Source organism: Streptomyces microflavus (assembly GCF_014650075.1).
GTDB classification, from domain to species: Bacteria; Actinomycetota; Actinomycetes; order Streptomycetales; family Streptomycetaceae; genus Streptomyces; species Streptomyces microflavus.
In genome coordinates this window covers 452,454-471,592 of sequence record NZ_BMUG01000005.1, presented here as the reverse complement: position 1 = coordinate 471,592, position 19,139 = coordinate 452,454, and the positions used below count along the sequence as shown (strand labels likewise).

General features: G+C 66.1%; 19 protein-coding genes. All 19 read right to left on the bottom strand.

What is annotated here, in order from left to right:
- Positions 1 to 51 precede the first annotated feature (51 nt).
- Positions 52 to 300 carry a hypothetical protein gene (locus IE264_RS17345; RefSeq protein WP_032754617.1) on the bottom strand — a complete coding sequence of 83 codons (249 nt, stop codon included), beginning with the start codon at positions 298 to 300 and terminating at the stop codon, positions 52 to 54.
- Positions 297 to 1,286, bottom strand: a complete 990-nt coding sequence (locus IE264_RS17340; protein WP_032754614.1) for a hypothetical protein — start codon at positions 1,284 to 1,286, stop codon at positions 297 to 299. Before IE264_RS17340 ends, IE264_RS17345 begins: the two co-directional genes overlap by 4 nt.
- Positions 1,283 to 2,086, bottom strand: coding sequence for a PD-(D/E)XK nuclease family protein (locus IE264_RS17335; protein WP_032754611.1), 804 nt, complete (start codon positions 2,084 to 2,086; stop codon positions 1,283 to 1,285). The genes IE264_RS17340 and IE264_RS17335 overlap by 4 nt, the downstream gene beginning before the upstream one ends.
- Entirely contained in the window at positions 2,083 to 2,589 is a 507-nt protein-coding gene (locus IE264_RS38665; RefSeq protein WP_199814995.1) for an endonuclease domain-containing protein, read from the bottom strand. Before IE264_RS38665 ends, IE264_RS17335 begins: the two co-directional genes overlap by 4 nt.
- A 288-nt stretch (positions 2,590 to 2,877) precedes the next feature.
- A complete protein-coding gene (locus tag IE264_RS17325) occupies positions 2,878 to 3,567 on the bottom strand; it encodes a hypothetical protein (protein WP_229887582.1) in 690 nt (229 codons plus the stop codon).
- 118 nt (positions 3,568 to 3,685) lie between these two features.
- Positions 3,686 to 4,222, bottom strand: coding sequence for a SprT family zinc-dependent metalloprotease (locus tag IE264_RS17320; RefSeq protein WP_032754605.1), 537 nt, complete (start codon positions 4,220 to 4,222; stop codon positions 3,686 to 3,688).
- Between the two features lie 264 nt (positions 4,223 to 4,486).
- The gene (locus tag IE264_RS17315; RefSeq protein ID WP_078657356.1) at positions 4,487 to 5,209 is read right to left on the bottom strand and encodes an HNH endonuclease; all 723 of its coding nucleotides are present in this window, start codon (positions 5,207 to 5,209) and stop codon (positions 4,487 to 4,489) included.
- 51 nt (positions 5,210 to 5,260) lie between these two features.
- A complete protein-coding gene (locus IE264_RS17310; protein ID WP_032754598.1) occupies positions 5,261 to 5,515 on the bottom strand; it encodes a hypothetical protein in 255 nt (84 codons plus the stop codon).
- Between the two features lie 13 nt (positions 5,516 to 5,528).
- On the bottom strand, positions 5,529 to 6,137 hold the full coding sequence (locus IE264_RS17305; RefSeq protein WP_032754595.1) for a deoxynucleotide monophosphate kinase family protein: 609 nt from the start codon (positions 6,135 to 6,137) through the stop codon (positions 5,529 to 5,531).
- 84 nt (positions 6,138 to 6,221) lie between these two features.
- Positions 6,222 to 8,180 carry a glycerophosphodiester phosphodiesterase gene (locus tag IE264_RS17300; RefSeq protein ID WP_032754593.1) on the bottom strand — a complete coding sequence of 653 codons (1,959 nt, stop codon included), beginning with the start codon at positions 8,178 to 8,180 and terminating at the stop codon, positions 6,222 to 6,224.
- Positions 8,177 to 8,533, bottom strand: coding sequence for a hypothetical protein (locus tag IE264_RS17295; RefSeq protein ID WP_032754591.1), 357 nt, complete (start codon positions 8,531 to 8,533; stop codon positions 8,177 to 8,179). Before IE264_RS17295 ends, IE264_RS17300 begins: the two co-directional genes overlap by 4 nt.
- A 3-nt stretch (positions 8,534 to 8,536) precedes the next feature.
- The gene (locus IE264_RS17290; RefSeq protein ID WP_032754590.1) at positions 8,537 to 9,520 is read right to left on the bottom strand and encodes an N-acetylmuramoyl-L-alanine amidase; all 984 of its coding nucleotides are present in this window, start codon (positions 9,518 to 9,520) and stop codon (positions 8,537 to 8,539) included.
- Between the two features lie 63 nt (positions 9,521 to 9,583).
- Positions 9,584 to 10,165 (bottom strand): hypothetical protein, encoded by a 582-nt coding sequence (locus IE264_RS17285; protein ID WP_032754588.1) that lies wholly within the window; start codon positions 10,163 to 10,165, stop codon positions 9,584 to 9,586.
- Between the two features lie 11 nt (positions 10,166 to 10,176).
- On the bottom strand, positions 10,177 to 10,434 hold the full coding sequence (locus IE264_RS17280) for a hypothetical protein (RefSeq protein WP_229887580.1): 258 nt from the start codon (positions 10,432 to 10,434) through the stop codon (positions 10,177 to 10,179).
- Positions 10,431 to 11,468: a DUF5047 domain-containing protein gene (locus IE264_RS17275; protein WP_229887616.1), complete on the bottom strand. Its 1,038-nt coding sequence runs from the start codon at positions 11,466 to 11,468 to the stop codon at positions 10,431 to 10,433. The genes IE264_RS17280 and IE264_RS17275 overlap by 4 nt, the downstream gene beginning before the upstream one ends.
- A 71-nt stretch (positions 11,469 to 11,539) precedes the next feature.
- Entirely contained in the window at positions 11,540 to 13,756 is a 2,217-nt protein-coding gene (locus IE264_RS17270) for a hypothetical protein (RefSeq protein WP_229887579.1), read from the bottom strand.
- 17 nt (positions 13,757 to 13,773) lie between these two features.
- Positions 13,774 to 13,959, bottom strand: coding sequence for a hypothetical protein (locus tag IE264_RS17265; RefSeq protein WP_158706491.1), 186 nt, complete (start codon positions 13,957 to 13,959; stop codon positions 13,774 to 13,776).
- Positions 13,959 to 18,782, bottom strand: a complete 4,824-nt coding sequence (locus tag IE264_RS17260) for a peptidoglycan DD-metalloendopeptidase family protein (RefSeq protein WP_032754585.1) — start codon at positions 18,780 to 18,782, stop codon at positions 13,959 to 13,961. Before IE264_RS17260 ends, IE264_RS17265 begins: the two co-directional genes overlap by 1 nt.
- Complete coding sequence (locus tag IE264_RS17255; RefSeq protein WP_229887578.1) at positions 18,782 to 19,108, bottom strand: hypothetical protein; 327 nt, start codon at positions 19,106 to 19,108, stop codon at positions 18,782 to 18,784. The genes IE264_RS17260 and IE264_RS17255 overlap by 1 nt, the downstream gene beginning before the upstream one ends.
- Between the last annotated feature and the right edge of the window lie 31 nt (positions 19,109 to 19,139).

The following is a 19,139-nucleotide window of genomic DNA, read 5'->3' as shown; positions in this document are numbered from 1 at the left end:
CCATGCCGAAGCGGGGGCGTCCGGTGTGGACGCCCCCGTGTGTGCCTTGCGCTACTTGCGGAACCGCTTGCTCAGGAAGGCCACGAGGTCGATGCCCAGGATGTACAGCACCGAAGTCCCGTACCCGATGGCCGGCCATACCGTGAACGCTCCGTGGATGGCTCCGAAGACGAGCATCAGGATGAACGCCAGGAGTGGCAGGAGAAGCAGCGCCGTCGCGAACGCTGCCAGTGCCGCCCCTGCCTTCGCCTCGCGGGCTTCCTCTGCTCGCTGTGCCGGCGTCTTGATGAAACTGGTCATGCGCTCTCCCCCTTGAGTCGCGCGATCTCCCGCGCCTGGCTGACGATGGTGTTCTTCAGGTCGTCGATCAGCGATCCACCGGGAGCATTGGCGCCCCAGTATTCGGCGGATGTATCCAACTCTGCGAGGCGCTCGCGCAGCGCCTTGCTGCCCGGGTCGACCGTGGAGGCGGCCCGAAGGAACTCCATCCACACCCGGCCGTCGATGCGGACGCCGACCGTGCGGTGCGCCCGCTGGACGCTCAGCGTTCCGTGGCTGGAGACCTCAGGATCGGTCTCCTCGATGAACCACATCGTCCGGTCCCACGGCCCCGCCTCGAAGCGGATCTCCGCGGTCACCGGGTCCTGATGCAACGTGATGCTCCCGCCCCGGAACTTGATCGGCTCGTCGCACGGGCATCCGTAGGCGTGTGACTCGGGAGTCTCACAGCCGTGCTCCTGCTTACGGAGCTTGGCCTCGGCCTCCTCCGCGGCCTTACGATGCTCGTCGCGCTCTCGCTCCATCCGTCGGGCGTACTGCCCGATCTCCGCGGCTGCCTCGTCCGCAGCCTCCTCCCGCTCGATGGCGGCGTTGGCTCGCTCGTACTCTGCGCGCAGTAGATCGGCCGTGGTGGCCTGCTTCGCTTTCAGCTCGTCGCGCTCACGCTCGATGCGCGCAGAGTAGGAGTTCATCGACTCCAAATCGTCGCGCAATGCCTGAGCACCGACCACCACGCGATGCATGTGATCGGCATCCCAGCGAGTCCCCGGACCGTGGTCGATATCCACGTCAAGGACCGACGCAACATCAGCGACGACCCCGCGAGCCTCACCCCCACGCTCGTTCTCCTCGTTGAGACGCTTGATGTGCGCCTCGTCAGCGGCCTTCAGCATGTCCGCCACAGCAGCAGCGGGAAAGACGTGCACGATGCTCGCACGGCGCACACTCTCAGGCGTATAGCCGCCCACGGTCCGCCACTCCAGCGGCCCCGCTCCTCGCTCGCTCATGCCGCCCGCCTCTGCGTGCCCGTGGCGACCTCGCCGCCCTTGGCGATCGGCCGGCCGACGACGCCCTTCTTGCCGTCACGCTCCCAGTCGAAGACCTTGCGCAGCGCCAGGAAGGCCTTGAAGACGTCCTCCCCGCACTCCACGGGAACGAACTGCCAGCCCTCCGGCCGGACGTGCAGGACAGCCCCGCCAGTCATTAGCGGAACGTCGACCGACTCCCCGTTCTCCGCCAGGATGATGCGGTTGGCGTAGCGGTAGGCGGCGAGCTGGAGAGCGACCGAGTCGTAGACGGCCTTGGAGGTCTTCCAGTCCAGGACGACCACCTCCCCGTCGATGCGGGCGATGGCGTCGAAGCTGCCGGCGTAGAGGTGCTCGTCCGACCAGACGGTCTCCTCCAGGTGGAGGAACTCGGGCTGCACCTCGTCCAGGAACTGCTTGAAGTACGTGACGTGCGGCTTGATGTCCGCGTGGACGTGCCGGAGGCTGACCTCGTCGCCCCGCGCCATGCGCTCGAACAGATCGTGAGCCGCGGACCCGAGGTCGCTCGCTGCCTTCGAGGTGCGGCGGTGTGCCGACTTCAGGTAGTCGATGGCGCCGGCAGGGTCACGCTCGCAGAGCTGGGAGACGATGTCCCAGTTGTTGACTGCCGCCTCCGCGCTCTGCTTCGCCGCCCAGTACGTCAGGAAGTCCTTGGGGAGCATCCCCACGACGGACGTCACGCCCGGGACCTTGATGTGCGCGTCGTCGGGGTTGATGTAGAAGCGTGAGCCACCCCTGCGAACTGTGGATACCCCAGTCACTTGCTCTCCTCGTGTCGTAGTATGTACGCCTTCGCCCGGTCCATCAGATCGGGCGACTCGCGGAAAAGTCCGAGGCCCGTGTTGCAGAGGTTGCACAGCAACTGCCGCACACACATCCCGCAACTTCGTGAGCCTGGGCAGCATGCTCGGTCGTGGTCGATGGACAGCCTCCGGTCGCCCGCTTGAGGCTTGTCACATATGGCACACACGTTGCCTTGCTCGGCGACCATCCGGTTGAAGTCACCCAGCGTGATGCCGAACAACCGCTTCAAGTCGGCGTCTAGTGCCCTCTCGGAGTTGGCGGCCTTCCACTCCGCAGCCTGACGTATGCGATGTTCGGGATTCGCGGCGTAATGGGCTTTCTGGTACGCCCGAACACATAACCGGCACCAGCCAGTCAGGCCGTCCTTCTGCGCCCGGTTTCGATAGAAGCCCTCAGTCAGCTTCGTCTCTCCGCACTTGGTGCACCGCTTGAACGCGGACCCTCCCGCGCTGACAGTCACGTCCCGCCGCGCTTGACCGTACTGACCCCGGCCATGTGGCCTCCTCGTCGTCGCTGCGTTCTCCCTTACGCATTAGGTATGTCGACGGCGAGGCGAGATGTGACGGTCGGGTCCAAGATTCTTTTGGCTCGTCCTCCCCCGGACAGACTCCGGCCAATTTGACAAGATGGACCCCTATTTTCCTTCTCTCTAACGCGCGTTAAGGAGAAAGGAAAATAGGGGTCCATCTTGTCTTTTTGGCCAGATTGACCTGGGGACGAGGAGGCGCCGGTCGACGTAGGGCGACGATCAGGCCCCTGACCTGGGCTTCTTCGTGACCGTCCGCAGGCTGGCGATCTTCCGCTCCATCTTGGCCAGGTCCGCGTCGAGCGCAGCACGCTGCCCGGCGGTCATGTGCCGCTTGATGACGTTCTTGTCGAGTTGCCCCAGGATGTCCACTACCACGGACGCCAGGCGGAGGTGGTCGGCCGTCGCCTTGATCTCCGTGCCGGTCGACGGCTCATCGGCGTCGGCCTTGCGACGGGAGGGTGTGGGCTTCGACTCCGTGACGGCCTGCGAAACCTTGGCAGCCTTGATGATCGCGCTGTTCGTCTTACGGCTGTCCTGGAGCCGCTCCAGCGGCGACGTCGGCTGGAGGTTGTTCGCCTCAAGCTGCCGTGGCGTCATGGTGCGACGGAGCAGGTTGCCGACATGCCACCTGACGGTGTTCTGTAGCGCGCCCTGACTGTCGGCTGGCAGGCCTGCTTGGCGGTACATGTCCGACACGGTCTGGCGGTACTCGTGGCTGGAGCCCCGCATGTCGTCGTGCTGGACGCGGAGAGCGACCACGACGACCGCAAGGTTCTTGGCCAGCGTCGTGGAGACACCCTGGATGCGACCGTACTCCTTGGCGTACGCCGCTCCACGGGCGACGAGAGCCGCCTCCCCCTCCTGCGCCAGGTCGTCCAGCTCAAGAACGGGGAGGGTATCAGCGTCCACAGGGACGGCGACTTCTCGGCTCATCAGTACCTCTCAGCAGCAGCGTGGGGGCGGGCACACCGTACCGCAAGTCACTGCGGTTAGGTAGACCGTACCCCGACGCTGCCCACTCAGTCGATCATGGGGTTGCGAAATCCTTTCCGCACAAGCCGCACGTGATGGTTCCCAGCTCCGACGTGGTGCGGGCCACCTGGATCTTTCGCGGCGTGGAGCAGCCGCACTCCAGGATGAGGCGGTTCGGTGTCCGTACCTTCTTCGACGCGCCGGGGATCGTCAGATGCGGGAGGACGTGCGGGATGGCCGTCGACAGAGCGTCGATGTGATCGGCGTAGCGAGTCCGGGCAGCGTCCCCGATGGGCGGCTCGTACCCCCGCCCATTCGGATTGGCGACGAGGTCCGCGGGCCATTCGAGACCCACTTCCTCCGCAGCCGCCAGGTACTCCCTGTTGTGGTACGTCCCCCGCCGGCTGGTGTCGGGCTTGCCGCGGATCCAGTTCAGGATGTGCGCTGCTTCGTGGAGTACCACTTCCAGGACGTCGTCAGCGCCCTCTCGCATGGTGTCCGCACTGATGACGAGTCCCGTCACGACGTCGCCATCCCTGTGCCAGCGCTCGGCCAGGTGCTTGCTGGGGGGTGGTGTCGGTACGACGGCCATCCGTACCGGTGGTAGCTCTGGATGCTCAGACCGTAGCTGGTCCCACAGGCCATCCAGTGCCTGAAGGAGCGGTCCGGGTGAGGTCGACATACCGGAAACGGTATAGCCATGTGTCGGCCGACACAACGTCGGGATCCCCTTGCGCGAGTCGACTCGCGGAGAATGTATAGACCACTGAAACGACAAAAGCCCCGCACCCTGGGAGTTACCCAAAGTACGGGGCTGAGTGCCGTTAAGAAAGCTTTACCTAGAGCTAAGGGTTGGTTAAGGCGTGTCGACGTCGGGCAGGACGCTCGGGACGAGGATCGGGGCCAGGTTCGGGAAGCGCTCGGCAAGCCATTCCCACGGGAGGCGACTGTGCTTACCGCCTACGCCCCGGTTGCAGTCCCGGCACGACGGAACGATGTTGTCGAGGCTGTGCTCTCCGCCCTTGGAGAGCGGAACGAGGTGCTCGATGTCGTCGTAAGGACCGCCGCAGAAGGCGCAGCCGTAGAGATCGCGCTCCTCCCAGTCGGCGAGCATCTCGGCGTGAGTGAAGGGGACGACAGTGGCGTCCTTCTGGCGGGCACGCCTAAGCTGGCGGGCGTGCAGCGTAATAGATCTCCACGCTTCAGGGTTCGCCGCCTTCCATCGTCGGTCGGCTTCCATGCGTCGTTCTCGGTTGGCCCGGTACCAGGTGCGTGAACGTACGTTAACCGCCTCCCGATCTCGTGCGGCTTTGGCGAGACTGCGTATTCTTTCCGCTTCTCGGGCGGTGGGGTCTTCCATCCTGACATTCCGACGTGTGCGCATGGCGGCTGCACTGCAAGCTTTGCAGGAAGGCACCTCCGGGTGCGCCTTCTTTCTCCTGTCTACGTTGAAAGCATCGTACCCCTTCACCACGAAGCACTTCCCGCATGCCTTCGCCGGGATGCCCTTCTCCCGCATGGCCTTGTTGAAGCGCATGCGCGCCTTCTTGTCCGCGAGCGGACTCTCCTTGGTCTCCATACGCCGAAAGCCCCCTGGCTCCGGAGAACCAGGGGGCGGGTACAGCGGGTGCTACTCCTCGTCGTCGACCGGCGCGACCTTCTTCCGTGCGCTCTCCCCCACCAGGATCGGCAGGGCGACGGCTCCGAAGGTCACGAGGTGATCCGTGATGTCGGGCTGGGCGAGCGAAGGGACGAAGAAGGCGAGCGCCAGGGCGGCGGACGTGAGGACGGACCGGAGCCGTACGGGCTCGGTGGCCGCGAGGATCTGGAGCTTGACATAGGCGCGGAGGGTGAGGGTGTTGAGGTAGTCCAGGAGTCGCTTCATGAGTGCCTTTCGGTCAGTGGGAGCGGGCGTAGTGACGGCGGGACTCGACTCGTTCGACGTGACGTGCGAAGCCCTCAACGGCGTAAAGGAAGGCGTCCAGGCTGGCCCCGTTATGAATCGTGACGTCCGCGTCCTCCGCCCCCAGCGCCCCTTCGCTCTCGTGGACGAGCTGTTCCACGTCGGGCCGCTCGATGTAGACCAGGTGGAAGCCGGCGCGCCGCAGGGACGCCGCCTCGTTGGGGTAGCGGACGTCGGTGATGACGGCCGGTACGCCCGCCTCGTTGGCCTCCTGGACGCGCGCCATGGCGGCCCGGAGCCAGAAGTCCTCGTCGATGGCGCGGACAGCGGCGCCGAGTTCCTGGAGGATGCGGCGGACTTCCGGAGCCTCCTTTGCCTCCTCCCAGCCGTACGAGCCGACGAGATCGGACAGGCGCACGTCAGGACGCTCGTCCACGGCCAGGTACGCCATGTCGATCTGCTCAATGAGCGGGTCCAGCTTCAGCGCCGCTTCCTTGAGCGGGTCGGCAAACCCGATCCGCCGGTACCCGCGGTTGTCGACGAGCCACTGGCCGGCGGTGTCCTTGCCGACGCGCGCCCGTCCGATGATGCCCACGTTGCCCATGTGCGTCCCTCTCTCCTCATCCCGCCCTTACACATGAGGTATGTCGACGGAACGAGGAGATGTGACGCCAGTGCTTCATGATTTTTAAGCGGTGACGGAGAACGCCTTCCAGTGCGGCTTGGTCGCGAGCGACGAGATGGACCCGTTGGACAGGTGCATGTACCCGCCACGGTGGGTTGAGTTCGTCACGGTGAGCACCACCGGGGTCTCCAGGTCGGTCCGCGTCAGGATGATCTGCGTCGGGGTGACCTGGACCGTGAACGTCATCCAGCCGCCGGCCGTCGGAGCTGCTGACGGCGTGGTGCCGAGCTGCGTTCCGGACGTGACTCCTGCGGCGTGCGTGTAGAGCTGGAGATCACCGTTGCCGCGGACCGCCACGTGGTAGCCGCCGGAGGCGTTGACCTGGTTGAACCGATACGAATCGTCGCTGTCCTTGCCGAACGCGATGCCCGCGTGTTCCGTCGATCCTGGAGCGCCCTCGTACATCATGCTGAAGTGGATCGTGTACGTCGTGGGCGGCGTGGGGTTGCTCAGCGAGCCGAGGAGGATAGACCGGTTCGGCAGAGCGTTGATGAAGACGCTGCCGCCTGCGTCATCGAACTTCAGCGCCGACGCATGGTCGTAGTTGATCGTCCCCATGTCGCCCGGGGCCCGGACCTGCGTCGCCCAGTCGTCGGACGTGCGGGAGGCACCTGTGCGGCGGACGTAGACGATCTGGGCGCACATCATGCCCCGCACGCCCAGGGCTGCGAGGCGGTTCCGCTCGCTGCGTCTGTGCACCTCCCAGGAGATGACGGGCAGGCCACGGGCGACGACTGCTGTGATCCGGGCGTCGCTCATGCCGACAGGTACGCCCCACATGTCGATGTTCGAAGCGACGGCGTTCATCTGCTCATCCGTCGTCCCGGCGTCGACGTAACCCCACGTGGTGAAGCCGTTCGCCTTAGCCCACGGGAAGCTGTTGTTCGTAAAGTAGTTTTTCCACACGACGCTGTCCTTGGCGTGCGGGTAGAAGTCCGTCAGGAGCTGCTGAACGGCGGGCACACTCGGGTTGCTCTTAGGCTCCAGGAAGATCACGACTCTGCCCAGGAACCTGTCAAGCACTTCTCGCAGCGTCGGGGGCGGTACGTCGACGGTGCCCTGGCCGAGGAGGAGCTTGCCGTTCGTGCGGACCTTGGCCCTCAGGGCGGTGTAGTTCCAGTCGGCGAAGTTCCCCGTGCTGTACGTCGTCCGCTCCAGGCTCTCGTCGTGGCCGCAGACGAGCACGCCGTCAGCAGTCATGCGGACGGACACCTCGATCGCCTGAGCGCCGGCAGCAACCGCCGCTTCGTACGCATCGAGGGTGTGCTCCGCCCCCAGCTCCGCGCCGGATCCTCGGTGAGCGATATAGAAGAGGCTCTGGGCCGTCAGCGCTGACACGGTCTTGATCGCTCGCGGCAGAGCGCCGACGTCAGAGGCGGTCAGGGAGACCGTGCCGGTCTGGCCGTTGACGGAGGCGATCAGGCCTCCGCCACCCAGCGCCACACCTTCCGCGGGCCAGGCGCCGGATGCCTTCGGGCCGTACAGCTTGACGGCGCCGACGGTCTTGTCGACGAACATGTCCCCGTCGCCGCCCAGCATGGGGCTCGGGGTGCCCGTGCCCGTCAGGATCGACGCACCCGCGGGCCCTGTCGGTCCAGGGACGAGCACGTACTGACCCGTGCTCGGATCGGACGGCGCAATGTCGGCGATGGAGACCACGGGGACGTCAGCAGGGAGCCGGATTGCGTACGTCCGGGCTGCGATGTCCGCGAACTTCTCGCTGACGACGTACGCCCAGTCCGTCGGCTGCATGTCCATCTGGTCGGTGGAGATCAGGAGGACGGAGAAGGCGCCGGTCGTGTCCAGGGTGACCGTCGCAGCGCCGGCGCTGATGGTGTCGGCTCCGGGGAGCGTGACGAGCGATGGGGCGGCGATCGTGACCGTCCCCTTCAGGGGTGTGCCGTCGGGACGGAGGTAGCGGCCGGTGAGTGTGACGGTAGCGATGCCTGCGGGCATGCTCATGCGGCGTCTCCTCCAGTACGGGGGCGGCTGATGATGTGCTCCGCGTCGTGGCCTGCCTGCCACTCGCGGACGCGCGTGATGTCCTCGCGTACGTCGTCGATGTCGTCGCGCACGTCGTCGATGCGGGAGTCCAGACGGGACCCCATCGCCTCGATCTGGGCGGTTATGCAGGTCATGGCGTCCACGGTGGCCGCGCGGGTCTCGGCACCCTGGGCCTGGACGGATGTCTCTACGTCGTCCACGGCGCTCCTGGTCCGGCGCAGGGCCGTCAGAAGAGCCGGGAGGGCCGCCACCACCGCCGCAGCCAGAATGGCCACGGAGGAGATGACGGCGATGATGATCTCAGGCGCCATGGGTCACGCCTTGACCTTGAAGCCGCGCTTGACGCCCAGCTTCTCCAGCGACGCCCTGCCCGGGATGCCGTCGGCCGCGGAGCCGGTGTAGCCCAACTTCCGCTGCCAGGCGGCGTACGCGGCCTTGGTCAGGCTGCCGAAGCTGCCGTCCTTCGCGTACGAGGCTCCGAGGAGGCCCTCCTTCTGGAGTGCGGCCTCCACGATCTTGACGTCAGCCGGGTGCGTGGTGCCGCCCTGCTTGAGGGACGGATCGCGACGAGCTGCGGCGATCAGGTTGGAGAGGTCGACCGTCGGCACGGCGGGCTTGGCCGGAGCCGGCTTGGTCGGGGTCGCAGGCTTCGTGGGCGCCGGAGGCTTGGGCTTCTCGCCCTTCTCCGCCAGCCGGGCCGTGACGTCCTTGCGGAACTGACCCATGTCGAACTGCGGACCGTCGGCGCTCCCAATCGGACCCTTGGGGTCGATCTTCCGAGTCGTCCCCTCCTTGTGTCCGATCACGGAGTCGGCGCCCCAGCCGTGGAAACGACAGATGGCCGCAGCCCAGCGGACAGCGGCGTCGTACTGCTTCTTGGTGTAGAAGTCCTTGCCGTTGCCGAGGTTCTCGATCTCGATGCCGTACGTGTAGCGGTTGCCGTCGACAGGCTCCGAGGAGGACGGACGAGGGTGGGTGGACGACTCATTCAGCATCGCGCTGTACGCGTTCTGAGCGAAGGTGCCCGCGTGGTTCGCGCGACCCGCGCTGAGCATGGACGCAACGCCGCTCTTCGCGAGGTGCGTGTGGCAGAGCGGGCCGGGCAGCCCCATCATGCCGCCGTAGCAGAGGGCGAGGCTGTTCGAGCCGGCGGTGTGGTGGATGACGACGCCGTGCACCGGGCCCCACGCCCCCTTGTGGTTCCGGTTGTGCGTCCGCCAGCTCTTGTACTCCTTGACGTCGACGCCTTCGTCCTCCAGCGCCTTGACGAACTGATCGGCGGTCATCGGTGTAGCCATGAGATCCCCTCCCGGGCATAGAAAAAGCCCCGTCGATGCGGGGCGAGTGATGTGCAGCGGCTCTCAGGCGAGCGAGTACCGAACGTTGTCCAGGTAAATGAACGTGGCGGCGTGAGCGATGCTGTAGGTCACCGTTCCGTCGACTCGGGTGACCAGTCGCGCAGAAAAGCCGACGTTGAACGTGGCGGCGGCGATAAACGACCTTGCGGTTCCTGGTCGGGCCTCCGTTGGGAGCGTGAACGCCGTGATCTCCGTGTTCGTTGTGAAGGTGGCACCGCTCGTTCGCTGGAACGCGCCCCGCATCTCAACGCACCCGTTCACAATGCGGTATCCGGGGCTGCCGCCGAATGCGGTGTAACCCGATGCGAACGTGATGGGCTTCCATGCTCCCGGGGTCAACGGCCGCCAAACACCGTCACCGTCGAACTGATCCCAGCGGTCCTCAGCGATGAGGTAGCTGAGCATCCCCGGAACGGCGGCGAATGCGCCCATTAGCGTCGCCGAACGCTCGTTGGCGTTGGCGAACCGCAGCACCGTCTGCTTGGTGAGCGCGTTTACCGCACCCTGGAACGCCAGCTCGATGTTCGGGGCGTCGCTCATTACCGGATACGGGACCTTCTGCCCATACCCATCAGTGGTCGGCATTCAGTTACTCCTCACGACGCGAGTGCGTCAATCACTAGCCAATTCCCGTCGGGCTTGAAATCCACCTTCACCTTGTCGCCCACCACTGGGGCGGAATACGACTTCAGTCGGCGCACTGCTGCGACGGGTCCGCGGGCAGTGGTGATGTCGACGGTTCCGCCTGCGTTGACGGCTGTCACGGTGGCGATGAGCCAGCCTCCGGCTTCCTGCTGCACGGCACGGCTGGCAGCCCGCTGGATGGCCTCTGAGAGGCTCTGACGTGGGGTCACGGCGTCTCCTCCTTCCCGCCTCGGAGCGTCAGCGAGGACGAGCCCTCCGCCGTCAGGGGGATGCTGAAGGACTGGGCGATGGCCAGCTCCTTGCGGCCGGTGTGCGAGATGCGGAGGCAGTCGCCGGCCTCCAGTGCGGGGTTCGGAATGGCGGCAATGGATAGCTGCACATTCCGGGCCACGGCGTCGAACAGGGCGTAGTCCGCGGCGGCCTGGCACGCTCCGGTAGTTGTCCAGAGCGCCGACGAGATGTATCGCGGCACGTGTCCGAATGGGCCGCTCCATCGTGTCGGGCTGGAGGGGTTCGTGTCATACGCAACGGCGCTGACGGGCGCTCCTCCAGTCGCCGTGTTTTCCCCGCTCGCCACAACGGCGTTGAAAACGGCCGTTCGCGACATCGCACGGGCGGCGGACATGAGCGTTCCGCCCTCGCCCTCCGCGATGTCCCAGACAACGGCTGCCGTTGAGACGTCCGGAATATCAGCGATCACGAATCGGTCCAGGGCATCGACGAATATCTCCGCCTGCATCGAAAGGGCGATCTGCTGAACGGCGTCCCATCGGTCGGCACCGGCATCCCACGTCGCGATGGCGCAGGCTGGATTGCGTGATCCGGCGGTGGTGTTGACGATCACGGCGTCAGGTAGCGTTTGCCGGATGAGGTATTCCATAGCGTCGACACACGTCGCATAACCGCGCGTCGATGCGGGCGCCATAAACTTGTCGTCGATGATGTAGCACTCCGACGACTGGCCGGTCAGGGTGACGGGACCGTAAAGGGTGTCGCCCGCCGGCTCGTTGATTCGAAAGGTACCCAGCGGAACGCTCTCGATCTGCCCGCCGGCGAATCGGATTCCCCGGGTGACAATGAGCTTCTGGCCGTAAACGGCGAGCGGGTCCGCCTCCCCCCACGGGAGAAGCTCCGGGTCCGCCACCGTCAGGGAGAGCGTTCGCCGGACCTTGCTCCCGCGGTCCACCGTCACCGCCCCGTCCGTGACAGGCACGGCGGGGATGGTGACGAGGGAGCCGAGCATGGCGCTCACGCTGACCGTCATGGAGTGGGACGTCGTCAGGGCCGTGAGGAACTGACTACTGACTGTCTGCATCAAGTCCCTTCCAGTCCGGTGTAGACGCCCAGCCATGAGGCGTACGAGGTGAGCAGGTCCATGCCGTCGATGTGGTCCGACAGGACCGTGGCCCACGTGCGGCCAGATGACCCGGTGGCTCCGCCGATGGGGCGGTCCACCTCCGTCAGAGGCACGGTCCACGTGCGGTCCGTGTACTCCGCGTACTCCACGACCGGGGCCTCAGCCACATCGCCCACGGCCACGTAGACGTCGCGCTCGCCCCATAGGGACGGCCACTGAATGAGCAGGATGTTGCCGCTCTCCAGAAGCCACCACATCGAGGCGAGATCCTCCGCGGTCTCCGTGACCAGCGTCATCGTCCCCTCGCGCGACGTGCGCATGTCGGAGATGACGATCGGACGGGACCTGCCACGGACGGCGTTAACACCCTGCCGGGCCCGCCTCGTCCACGTCGGCTGGCCACCCTTGGAGACGACGGCCGTAGTCTGCCTGGCGGGCAGTCCCGGATCCTTGAGGACGATCTCCGTGGAAACCGGCTCCGGGATCATGACGGGGTCAGAGAGCACTGCCCGGTAGCTGCTGCCGGTCCACACCTTGAGGTAGTAGCGGACCTCCACGCCCAACGGGGCCTCGTAGTCCTCCACCACCGCCGTGTCGCCGACAATGGTCACCTGCGTGAGGTCCGCTAGCGGGCCGCGTATGGGGACGAGTGCACCGTCTCCACCCTGCCGCCACAGACCCCAGTAGGTGTAGCCGCCGCTCGTCAGTCCCTGTAGGGCGACGGACGCGCTGTAGCTATCCGGGACGGCGTCAGCGACGGCTGCCAGGCCCCCGGGGGTGATCTGGACGTCGTCGAGGAAGGCGGGCTGCCCGACGATCGACGACACGATGTGGAAGCTCACGACAAGCGAGGCTGCGCCTGACGGAGCGACGGCACTCGTGGGAGGGGCGTACCAGCCCGTGCCGGCCGACGATCCCAGTGACCACGTGACGGTCGCCGATCGAATCAGCTCGTCAGACGAGTTGAGCCAGGCGTACGTCGTGACGAGCTGGCGTCCCGCGGGTCCTGCGCCCAGCTTGAGCCGGGGGGTGACCTGATACGCCTGCCGGGGAGTGACGGGGACGGGCGTCGACAGGGCCACGGTGGCATTCATGCCTGTCGAGCCGGTCTCGTTGATACGCAGGGAGGCGGCGCCTTCCCATGCCGTCTCGGTGGTGCGGCCGATAGTGCAGCCGGAGACCGCTGTCCATCCGGAGGCGTCTACCTCCATCGACTGCGTGTTGTAGCCGATCAGCGAGCCGGCGGGGATCGGAGACGCACGCAGAGCCATGTGGTCGAACGCCCATATTTCCGCAGCGGACATCGCTGTCGGCACTAGAACCATGCGGGCGTGGGCCGCCCCCGGAGGTGCTACTCCGGTTACCGCACACGCAGTCCACTGACCTGCGAATGCCGGGTGGTCGACGACGCTCCGGGACAAGTACACGATGTCCGCGTCGTACCAGCGAATCTCTATGCGAACCGTGCTGCTGACCACGGCAGGGCGCACGCGAGCCTGCGCCACGTACTCTGTGCCCGCACCTACAGCGTGCCGAGTGGCTCCGACCTCCATGACCCCTGACGCCAGGGACTCGGCCTGGAGGCTGTACCAGCCCTCCCACGCCACCGTGGACGTCCGACTGATCGTGGCATTCGCCCATCCGCCCCATTCGGCGATGCTGACCTCCGCAGAGGCCTTGTCATACGGGAAAAGGCTGCCAGGCACAGTGAACGGAAGTCCGAAGCTAACGACGTCCGTCACGACCGTCGCCCCCGCGCTCAGGCCGGTGCACGAGACGGTCACCGACGCGTACTGTGCGCCGACGGGAGCCGTGGCGATCAGGATGGGCGGCGGGGTCTGCCAGGTGGTGGCGGTGGGGAGCGCACTGGTGGCGGATGTGACGGAGCTAAGTGCCGATCCGCCGGACACTGCGGCGTACCAGTCGACACGGACCGTCGCAGAGCGTCCCGCGGCAGCCACCACGTTGGCCCAGTAGCTGTACGCGGTGTACTCCTGGCCGGCCACCACCGCCACGCGAGCGGAGATGGTGGCCGTGACGGATCCGGCTGCCGTGGCGGTCATGCCGAGCGACGAGGCGCCCGCGTAGAAGCGGGTGGACTTCGAGAGCGTGGTGTTCGCTCCCGTCGTCCACCCGCTGGTGTCCGTCTCGATGCCGCTAGTGTTCGCGGGCAACAGGTTGGACGCTACGCTCATCCGCCGTCACCCCCGCCGTCGCCGACACCGCCGTTGGCACCGTCGTTGCTGCCGGGGCTGTACTCCTCGGAGGGATCCCGAGGAGGAGCGTCCAGCGGCGGGGGTGCCGGGTAGACCGGAGGTGGTCCGGGGTCAGGGTCGGGCTCCGGGTACGGGCCGACCTCAGGTGGGGTCTCGCTCATCAGAGGTACCGTCCTGTTCCTAGTGCCATAGCGGTTTCGTCCTGCCGCGCGTCGACCTCCACGCGCACGATGTCGGTGATCTCGCGGTCTCCGACGTAGACATGGACGTCGGCCGTGATGGCCGGGATCGAGCCGGAGCCTCGCCCGGGGATGCTCTGCGTCGCACGAGCCATCGCCATGGAGTCGCTGTTGCTGCGCACCCGCGTCGGGGTGAGGAACTCCAGCAGCTCCGGCCCCTTCTCGCCGACCCACGCCATTTCGCCGATCTGCGGGAAGCCGCCTTCGGCGTAGCCGCCCGGTCGGTTGTAGGCCGTCGGGAGCGATCCGTACGCGGACTTGGCGTAGCGCATTGAGGCGAAGATGTTCGCCATGGGGTCAATCGAGACCCCGTGCCGGAACGGACCCTGCTTGCGGAGCATGCCCGCGTAGGCCTCGAATGTCGGCTTTATGACTTGCATCAATCCAACCGACGGGGTGCCGTTCTTGGCGTTGACATCCCAGTTGTTGACGGCCTCGGGGTTGCCGCCTGACTCCTGCTGCATGCGCCGTAGCGTCAGGTCAGCGTATGAGGACGGGTTGTTCGTCGCCGCCAGGGCCGCCTTTACGACGTGGCGCCAGCGCTCGACACCCGTGCCGCCCTTGCCACCGCCACCGGTCAGGTAGCGCATGGGGTCGACCGCCTTGCCGTTGACCCGGGCCTCCAGGTGGAGGTGAGGGCCGCTGGAGTTGCCGGTCGAGCCGACCTCGCCGATCTTCTGGCCCTGCTTCACCGTGTCGCCGACGGACGTCAGCATCTTGGAGAGGTGGGCGTACAGCGACGTCAGGCCACCACCGTGGTTCAGCATGATGTGGTTGCCGTACGGGCCGCCGGACTTGGCCATGGCCACCTTGCCGCCGGCAACCGCCTTGACTGCAGTGCCGAGAGCTGCGGCGAAGTCCAGACCGGTGTGCTGCCCGGACGACCACATGGGGCCCTTCTTGCCGAAGGGCGTGCTCATCGGGGCGCCGACGGGCTTGGTCCACTGACCGCCCCCTCCGTCGCCTATGCCGAAAACGCCTAGGGCGGTGTCCTTCAGGCCCTCCATCATTTTGATGGGGAGCTGACCGACGGACTTCGCCCAGCGGTTGGTCATGAGCGGCTTCATCTGGTTGGTGATGGAGCCTGCCGCCTTGGCGAACAGCTTCGCGGGATCGGTGTAATCGGTGATGCCCGAAAGGAACTTCGCGGCGTCGCCGGACTTGTCCTTCAGCCATCCGACGATTCCGCCGTCCTTGTACGCGGGCATGCCCGCGGAGATCGCTCGCTGAACGCCGCTGATCCCACCGGAACGGGCAGCCGCATTCCACTGGTTGATGCGATCCTCGCCGATAGCGCGAGTCCACTCGGGTCGCATGATCGCCTCACCACCCGAAACGGCTATGAGGCGGTCGTCACGACCGGGCGAATAGCCGTCCATCACGCCGCCTGTGTGGAAGCCCTTGAAAGGCTTCAGCTTGTCGGCGCCGGTTACAGCAGCAACTCGGTCCCAGAGCGGGACGATGCCCTCGTTGTAGACCTTGTCGATGATGAACTTGACGGGCTTCTTGGCGATGCCCGAAATCTTGTCCCACGCAGTCTTGATGTCATCCTTGCCCTTATCGAAGGACTCGGCGACGAGAGACATTGCGGACTTGATGTTGTCGAAGTGCGGCTTGATGCCCTTTTCGTAGAGCCAGGACGCCTTGTCGCCGATCCATCCGAAGACAGGCCGGAGTACTTCTCGCCAGAGCCACTGGGCTCCTTCACCGACGAGCTTGAAGCGATCCCAAATCGATTTGAAAGCGGGCTTGATGCCCTTTTCGTAGATCCAGACGGCCTTGGAGCTGATCCATCCGAATACAGGGCTGAGTACCTTTTCCCACAACCACGTCGCGTCACGAGCGATCTTCGCGAACGCCGGTCCGATCGCCTTCTCCCAGAGCCACATCCCGATAGCTCCCAGCGCCTTGAACGCCAGGTATGCAGGCAGGAGGAACGCGACCACGAGGGCCGTGACCAGGATCTTTCCCCACTTGAAGATGAATCCGAAGACAGGCTCTAGGACGACGTCCCACAGCCAGACAGCAGCCGCACCCACGGCCTTCATGGCCGTCCAGATGCCGTTGAACGCTGGCTTCAGGCCGTTGTCCCAGATCCACAAAGCTGCGGTCTTGATGGCTCGTGCGACGGTATCGACCGTCACACGGAACCAGTCCCAGTTCTTGTAGGCGTAGATCACTGCTGCGACAAGGAGTCCGACCACGAGCACGATGGCCCGGATTATCGGGACGATACCCGTCGCATTCAGCGCCACCGCCCATCCGGCCGTCGCGATGGTCGCGATGATCATCACGGACTGGTACAGGATCATGGCGCCTGCGAAAGCGGCCATTCCGAGGGTGATCGCCTTCTGTGCCGCGAAGAGCAGCCAGAGCGTGATTACCAACTCGGGGACGTTCGTAGCTAGCCACTGGATAGCATCCAACAGTGGCTTGATGGTCTCGAACATCAGCTCCGAGAGCGGCGCCAGCGCCTTGCTGAGATCGACGATCGTCGACAGGATCTCGCCGATGAATTCAGCGAGTCCGGGGCTCGTGTCCTTGACGTACGTCAGGAACTTCTCGAAGTCAGGGCTGCCCTTGAGGCTCGTCCCCCACTTCGCGAATCGCTCGGTGATGCGGTCGGAGTGAGCGGCGATGCCGTCCATCTTCGGGAGGAAGGCGTCGATGATGCCGACGATGCCGACGATGACGTTGCCGAACGCGACGCCGAAACCGACAACGGCTGGCTTCACATTCTCCGCAAGGTCGGCCTTGAAGGACTCCCAGAAGGGCGTCTTCATCTGGGCCGATGCCTTATCCATCAGCGTGTCGATGCCGTCCGCGGCACCCTTGGTCAGCGGCGTCAGACCGGGCAAGGAGTTCTTCAAGCCGTTAACCGCACGAGTGAACAGCGGCACGACGTCCGGGCTGAGTTCCTTGGACCACGCCTTGAAGCCTTCGACCAGCCCGCCGGGGCCGGCAATGGCCTTGAAGAGGGTGCGTCCCTCAGGCGTCAGCTTCGCCAATGCCTTGCGGTACTCGTCAGCCTTCGTGACCGCCTTCGTCGTGGTGTCGATGCCGGAGAGGCGGGCCGATTCGAGCCCACGCTCCGCAGAGGCGATCTGATCCGCGGCCGACACCTGAGCCTCGGCCGAGGCCTGGACGGCGTCGGAGACACCGCGCTGGGCGTCGGCCACCGTGCGGGCAGCGTCGACCTGGTCGCGGGCCGCCTTCGACTGAGCGTCGGCCACGGCTACGGCCGCATCGCGAACGCCCTTCTGGGCGTCGGTGATCGCCTCCGTGCGGTCGGCTACGGCTCGCTGAGCGTCAGCAAGGCGCTCGGTAGCGTCCTGGACGGCCTCACTGCCGGCGACCCCCGCCTTCTTCTGCTCTTCGGCGGACCGCTGGAGAGCCTTGTAGTCCTGCTTCTGCTGCTTGGCGCGCTCAGTGGCCCGGTCGTAGGCCAACTGTGCCTGGTCCAGGTCGAGCTGAGTCGCCTTGCCGACGGCAGCGTCAGCCTTGGTCCGGTTGAGATCCTCCTGCGCCTGCTGGACGCGGAGGGTGGCCTCGCGCTGGTCCAGGGCGCCGCTCCTCAACTCGTCGTTGAGGTCCCGGAGCTTCTGAGCGGCGTCGACGCGAGCTCGACTGAGGTCCTCCTGCGCGCTCTGGGCGGTGCGGTTGGCGTCGGTGAGTGACTCCTGAGCGTCGCGGAGGCGACGGTGAGAGTCGGAGAGGCCCTCCTGCGCGCGACGGATGGCATCGGCGGAGGCCTGACGCTGATCAGCAGCTCGCTGGATGGCGTCAGCCACGGAGCGCTCTGCGTCCTCCACTCCGCGGGCAGCCTGCGCGATGGAGCGCGCGGCGTTGCGGTGGGCGGAGGCGAGGGATGACTGTGCGCCGGCTAGCTGAAGGGCACGCTGAGCGGCTTGGGTAGTCTTCTTCGCACTGTCGTCGGTGGCGGAGGCTGCCTCCTTCTCCGCCGCTGTCTTCGCCTGGATGGCCTCCGTGACGCCCTTGATGGCGGGGACGGCGGCCAGGCCCACGGCGCCTACGCCGATTGCGGCGGCGCTCGCCATGGAGACCACTGCGCCAAGGCCCGCCGCGAGGACGGGGCCGAGGGGGATCGCCATAAGAGCGGCTGCCTGGATACTCAGCGCCATGAGAGCGCCGGTTGCTCCGGCAGTGTTGACGTGGACGTCCAGATCGACGTCGGTGGCATCCACCGCAGCAATCTCAGCGCGGATCTCCGCCAGTGCCGCACGAGCCGTAGCCGTGTCGGCGCGTACCTCTACGTCAGCGTGGGAGGCTCCGAGTCGCCGCAGCTCTGCATCGATGCGGACGATCTCGCGCTCCGCGTCAGCGGTTGAAACGTCGACGCCGATCGTCTTGTTGCGGAGGGTCTCCATGCGGGCGCGAATGCGAGCTAGCTCAGCGTCGACACCTGTGTCCGCCAGCCCTACTTGCAGCTTGGGCATCGCCTTGAAGGCCGCCTCCAGCTTGCGCCGGATGGACCGAGCGAACGCTCCACCTGCATCGTCACCCTGGCGGCCAGCGGCGCGGACACCCGCCCGCCCACCGCGCGTTATCGCGTTAGGGATGGCGATCACAATGTTGTTGCTGATCGCCTCCCCCATACGCTCCCCCGCCTCCCTGCCGACACGGTCGGCAATGGGGAGGACAAGTGCCTTCAGCTTTGCGTGGAACTGCGGGATGATCGGGACGACGTCAACCGCCGCACCGCCGACGATGTCAAGGTCCGCCATTACGCCTCCTTCGGCTGGTTTCTCAGCCGCGGGTCAATGGCGCGGCGCTGCTCGTCGGTCATGCCCTGTCGGGATGCCGCCGTCGGGGGGATCCCCGGTCGTGACGTGGGAACGAACTCCGGAGGAGTGCCACCGGCTATGGCAATCGCGGCGTTCCGGCTGCGGATGACCTCGTCCTTCAGCTCCGCCATCTGCGTCTCCAGACGGCTCCACGCCGCCTTGTCAGGCCGGTAGTCGGCACTGGCCTGCGCCATAACGTCGTCAGGGATGCTGTTCCTCAGCGCCGTCTTCGTCGCTGACTCCTGCGGGAGATGCTCGATGAGCACCCGCAGCCGGCGGAGGGAGAGGCGTCCGCGG

Excerpts from the sequence above, each read along its gene's own strand:
- IE264_RS17305 (WP_032754595.1), bottom strand. The coding sequence starts at position 6,137 with ATGGGCAACGTGGGCATCATCGGACGGGCGCGCGTCGGCAAGGACACC.
- IE264_RS17275 (WP_229887616.1), bottom strand. The coding sequence starts at position 11,468 with ATGCTCGGCTCCCTCGTCACCATCCCCGCCGTGCCTGTCACGGACGGG.
- IE264_RS17320 (WP_032754605.1), bottom strand. The coding sequence starts at position 4,222 with ATGGCCGTCGTACCGACACCACCCCCCAGCAAGCACCTGGCCGAGCGC.
- IE264_RS17300 (WP_032754593.1), bottom strand. The coding sequence starts at position 8,180 with ATGAGCATGCCCGCAGGCATCGCTACCGTCACACTCACCGGCCGCTAC.
- IE264_RS17315 (WP_078657356.1), bottom strand. The coding sequence starts at position 5,209 with ATGGAGACCAAGGAGAGTCCGCTCGCGGACAAGAAGGCGCGCATGCGC.
- IE264_RS17310 (WP_032754598.1), bottom strand. The coding sequence starts at position 5,515 with ATGAAGCGACTCCTGGACTACCTCAACACCCTCACCCTCCGCGCCTAT.
- IE264_RS17285 (WP_032754588.1), bottom strand. The coding sequence starts at position 10,165 with ATGCCGACCACTGATGGGTATGGGCAGAAGGTCCCGTATCCGGTAATG.
- IE264_RS17265 (WP_158706491.1), bottom strand. The coding sequence starts at position 13,959 with ATGAGCGAGACCCCACCTGAGGTCGGCCCGTACCCGGAGCCCGACCCT.
- IE264_RS17340 (WP_032754614.1), bottom strand. The coding sequence starts at position 1,286 with ATGAGCGAGCGAGGAGCGGGGCCGCTGGAGTGGCGGACCGTGGGCGGC.
- IE264_RS17295 (WP_032754591.1), bottom strand. The coding sequence starts at position 8,533 with ATGGCGCCTGAGATCATCATCGCCGTCATCTCCTCCGTGGCCATTCTG.
- IE264_RS17345 (WP_032754617.1), bottom strand. The coding sequence starts at position 300 with ATGACCAGTTTCATCAAGACGCCGGCACAGCGAGCAGAGGAAGCCCGC.
- IE264_RS17290 (WP_032754590.1), bottom strand. The coding sequence starts at position 9,520 with ATGGCTACACCGATGACCGCCGATCAGTTCGTCAAGGCGCTGGAGGAC.
- IE264_RS17260 (WP_032754585.1), bottom strand. The coding sequence starts at position 18,782 with ATGGCGGACCTTGACATCGTCGGCGGTGCGGCGGTTGACGTCGTCCCG.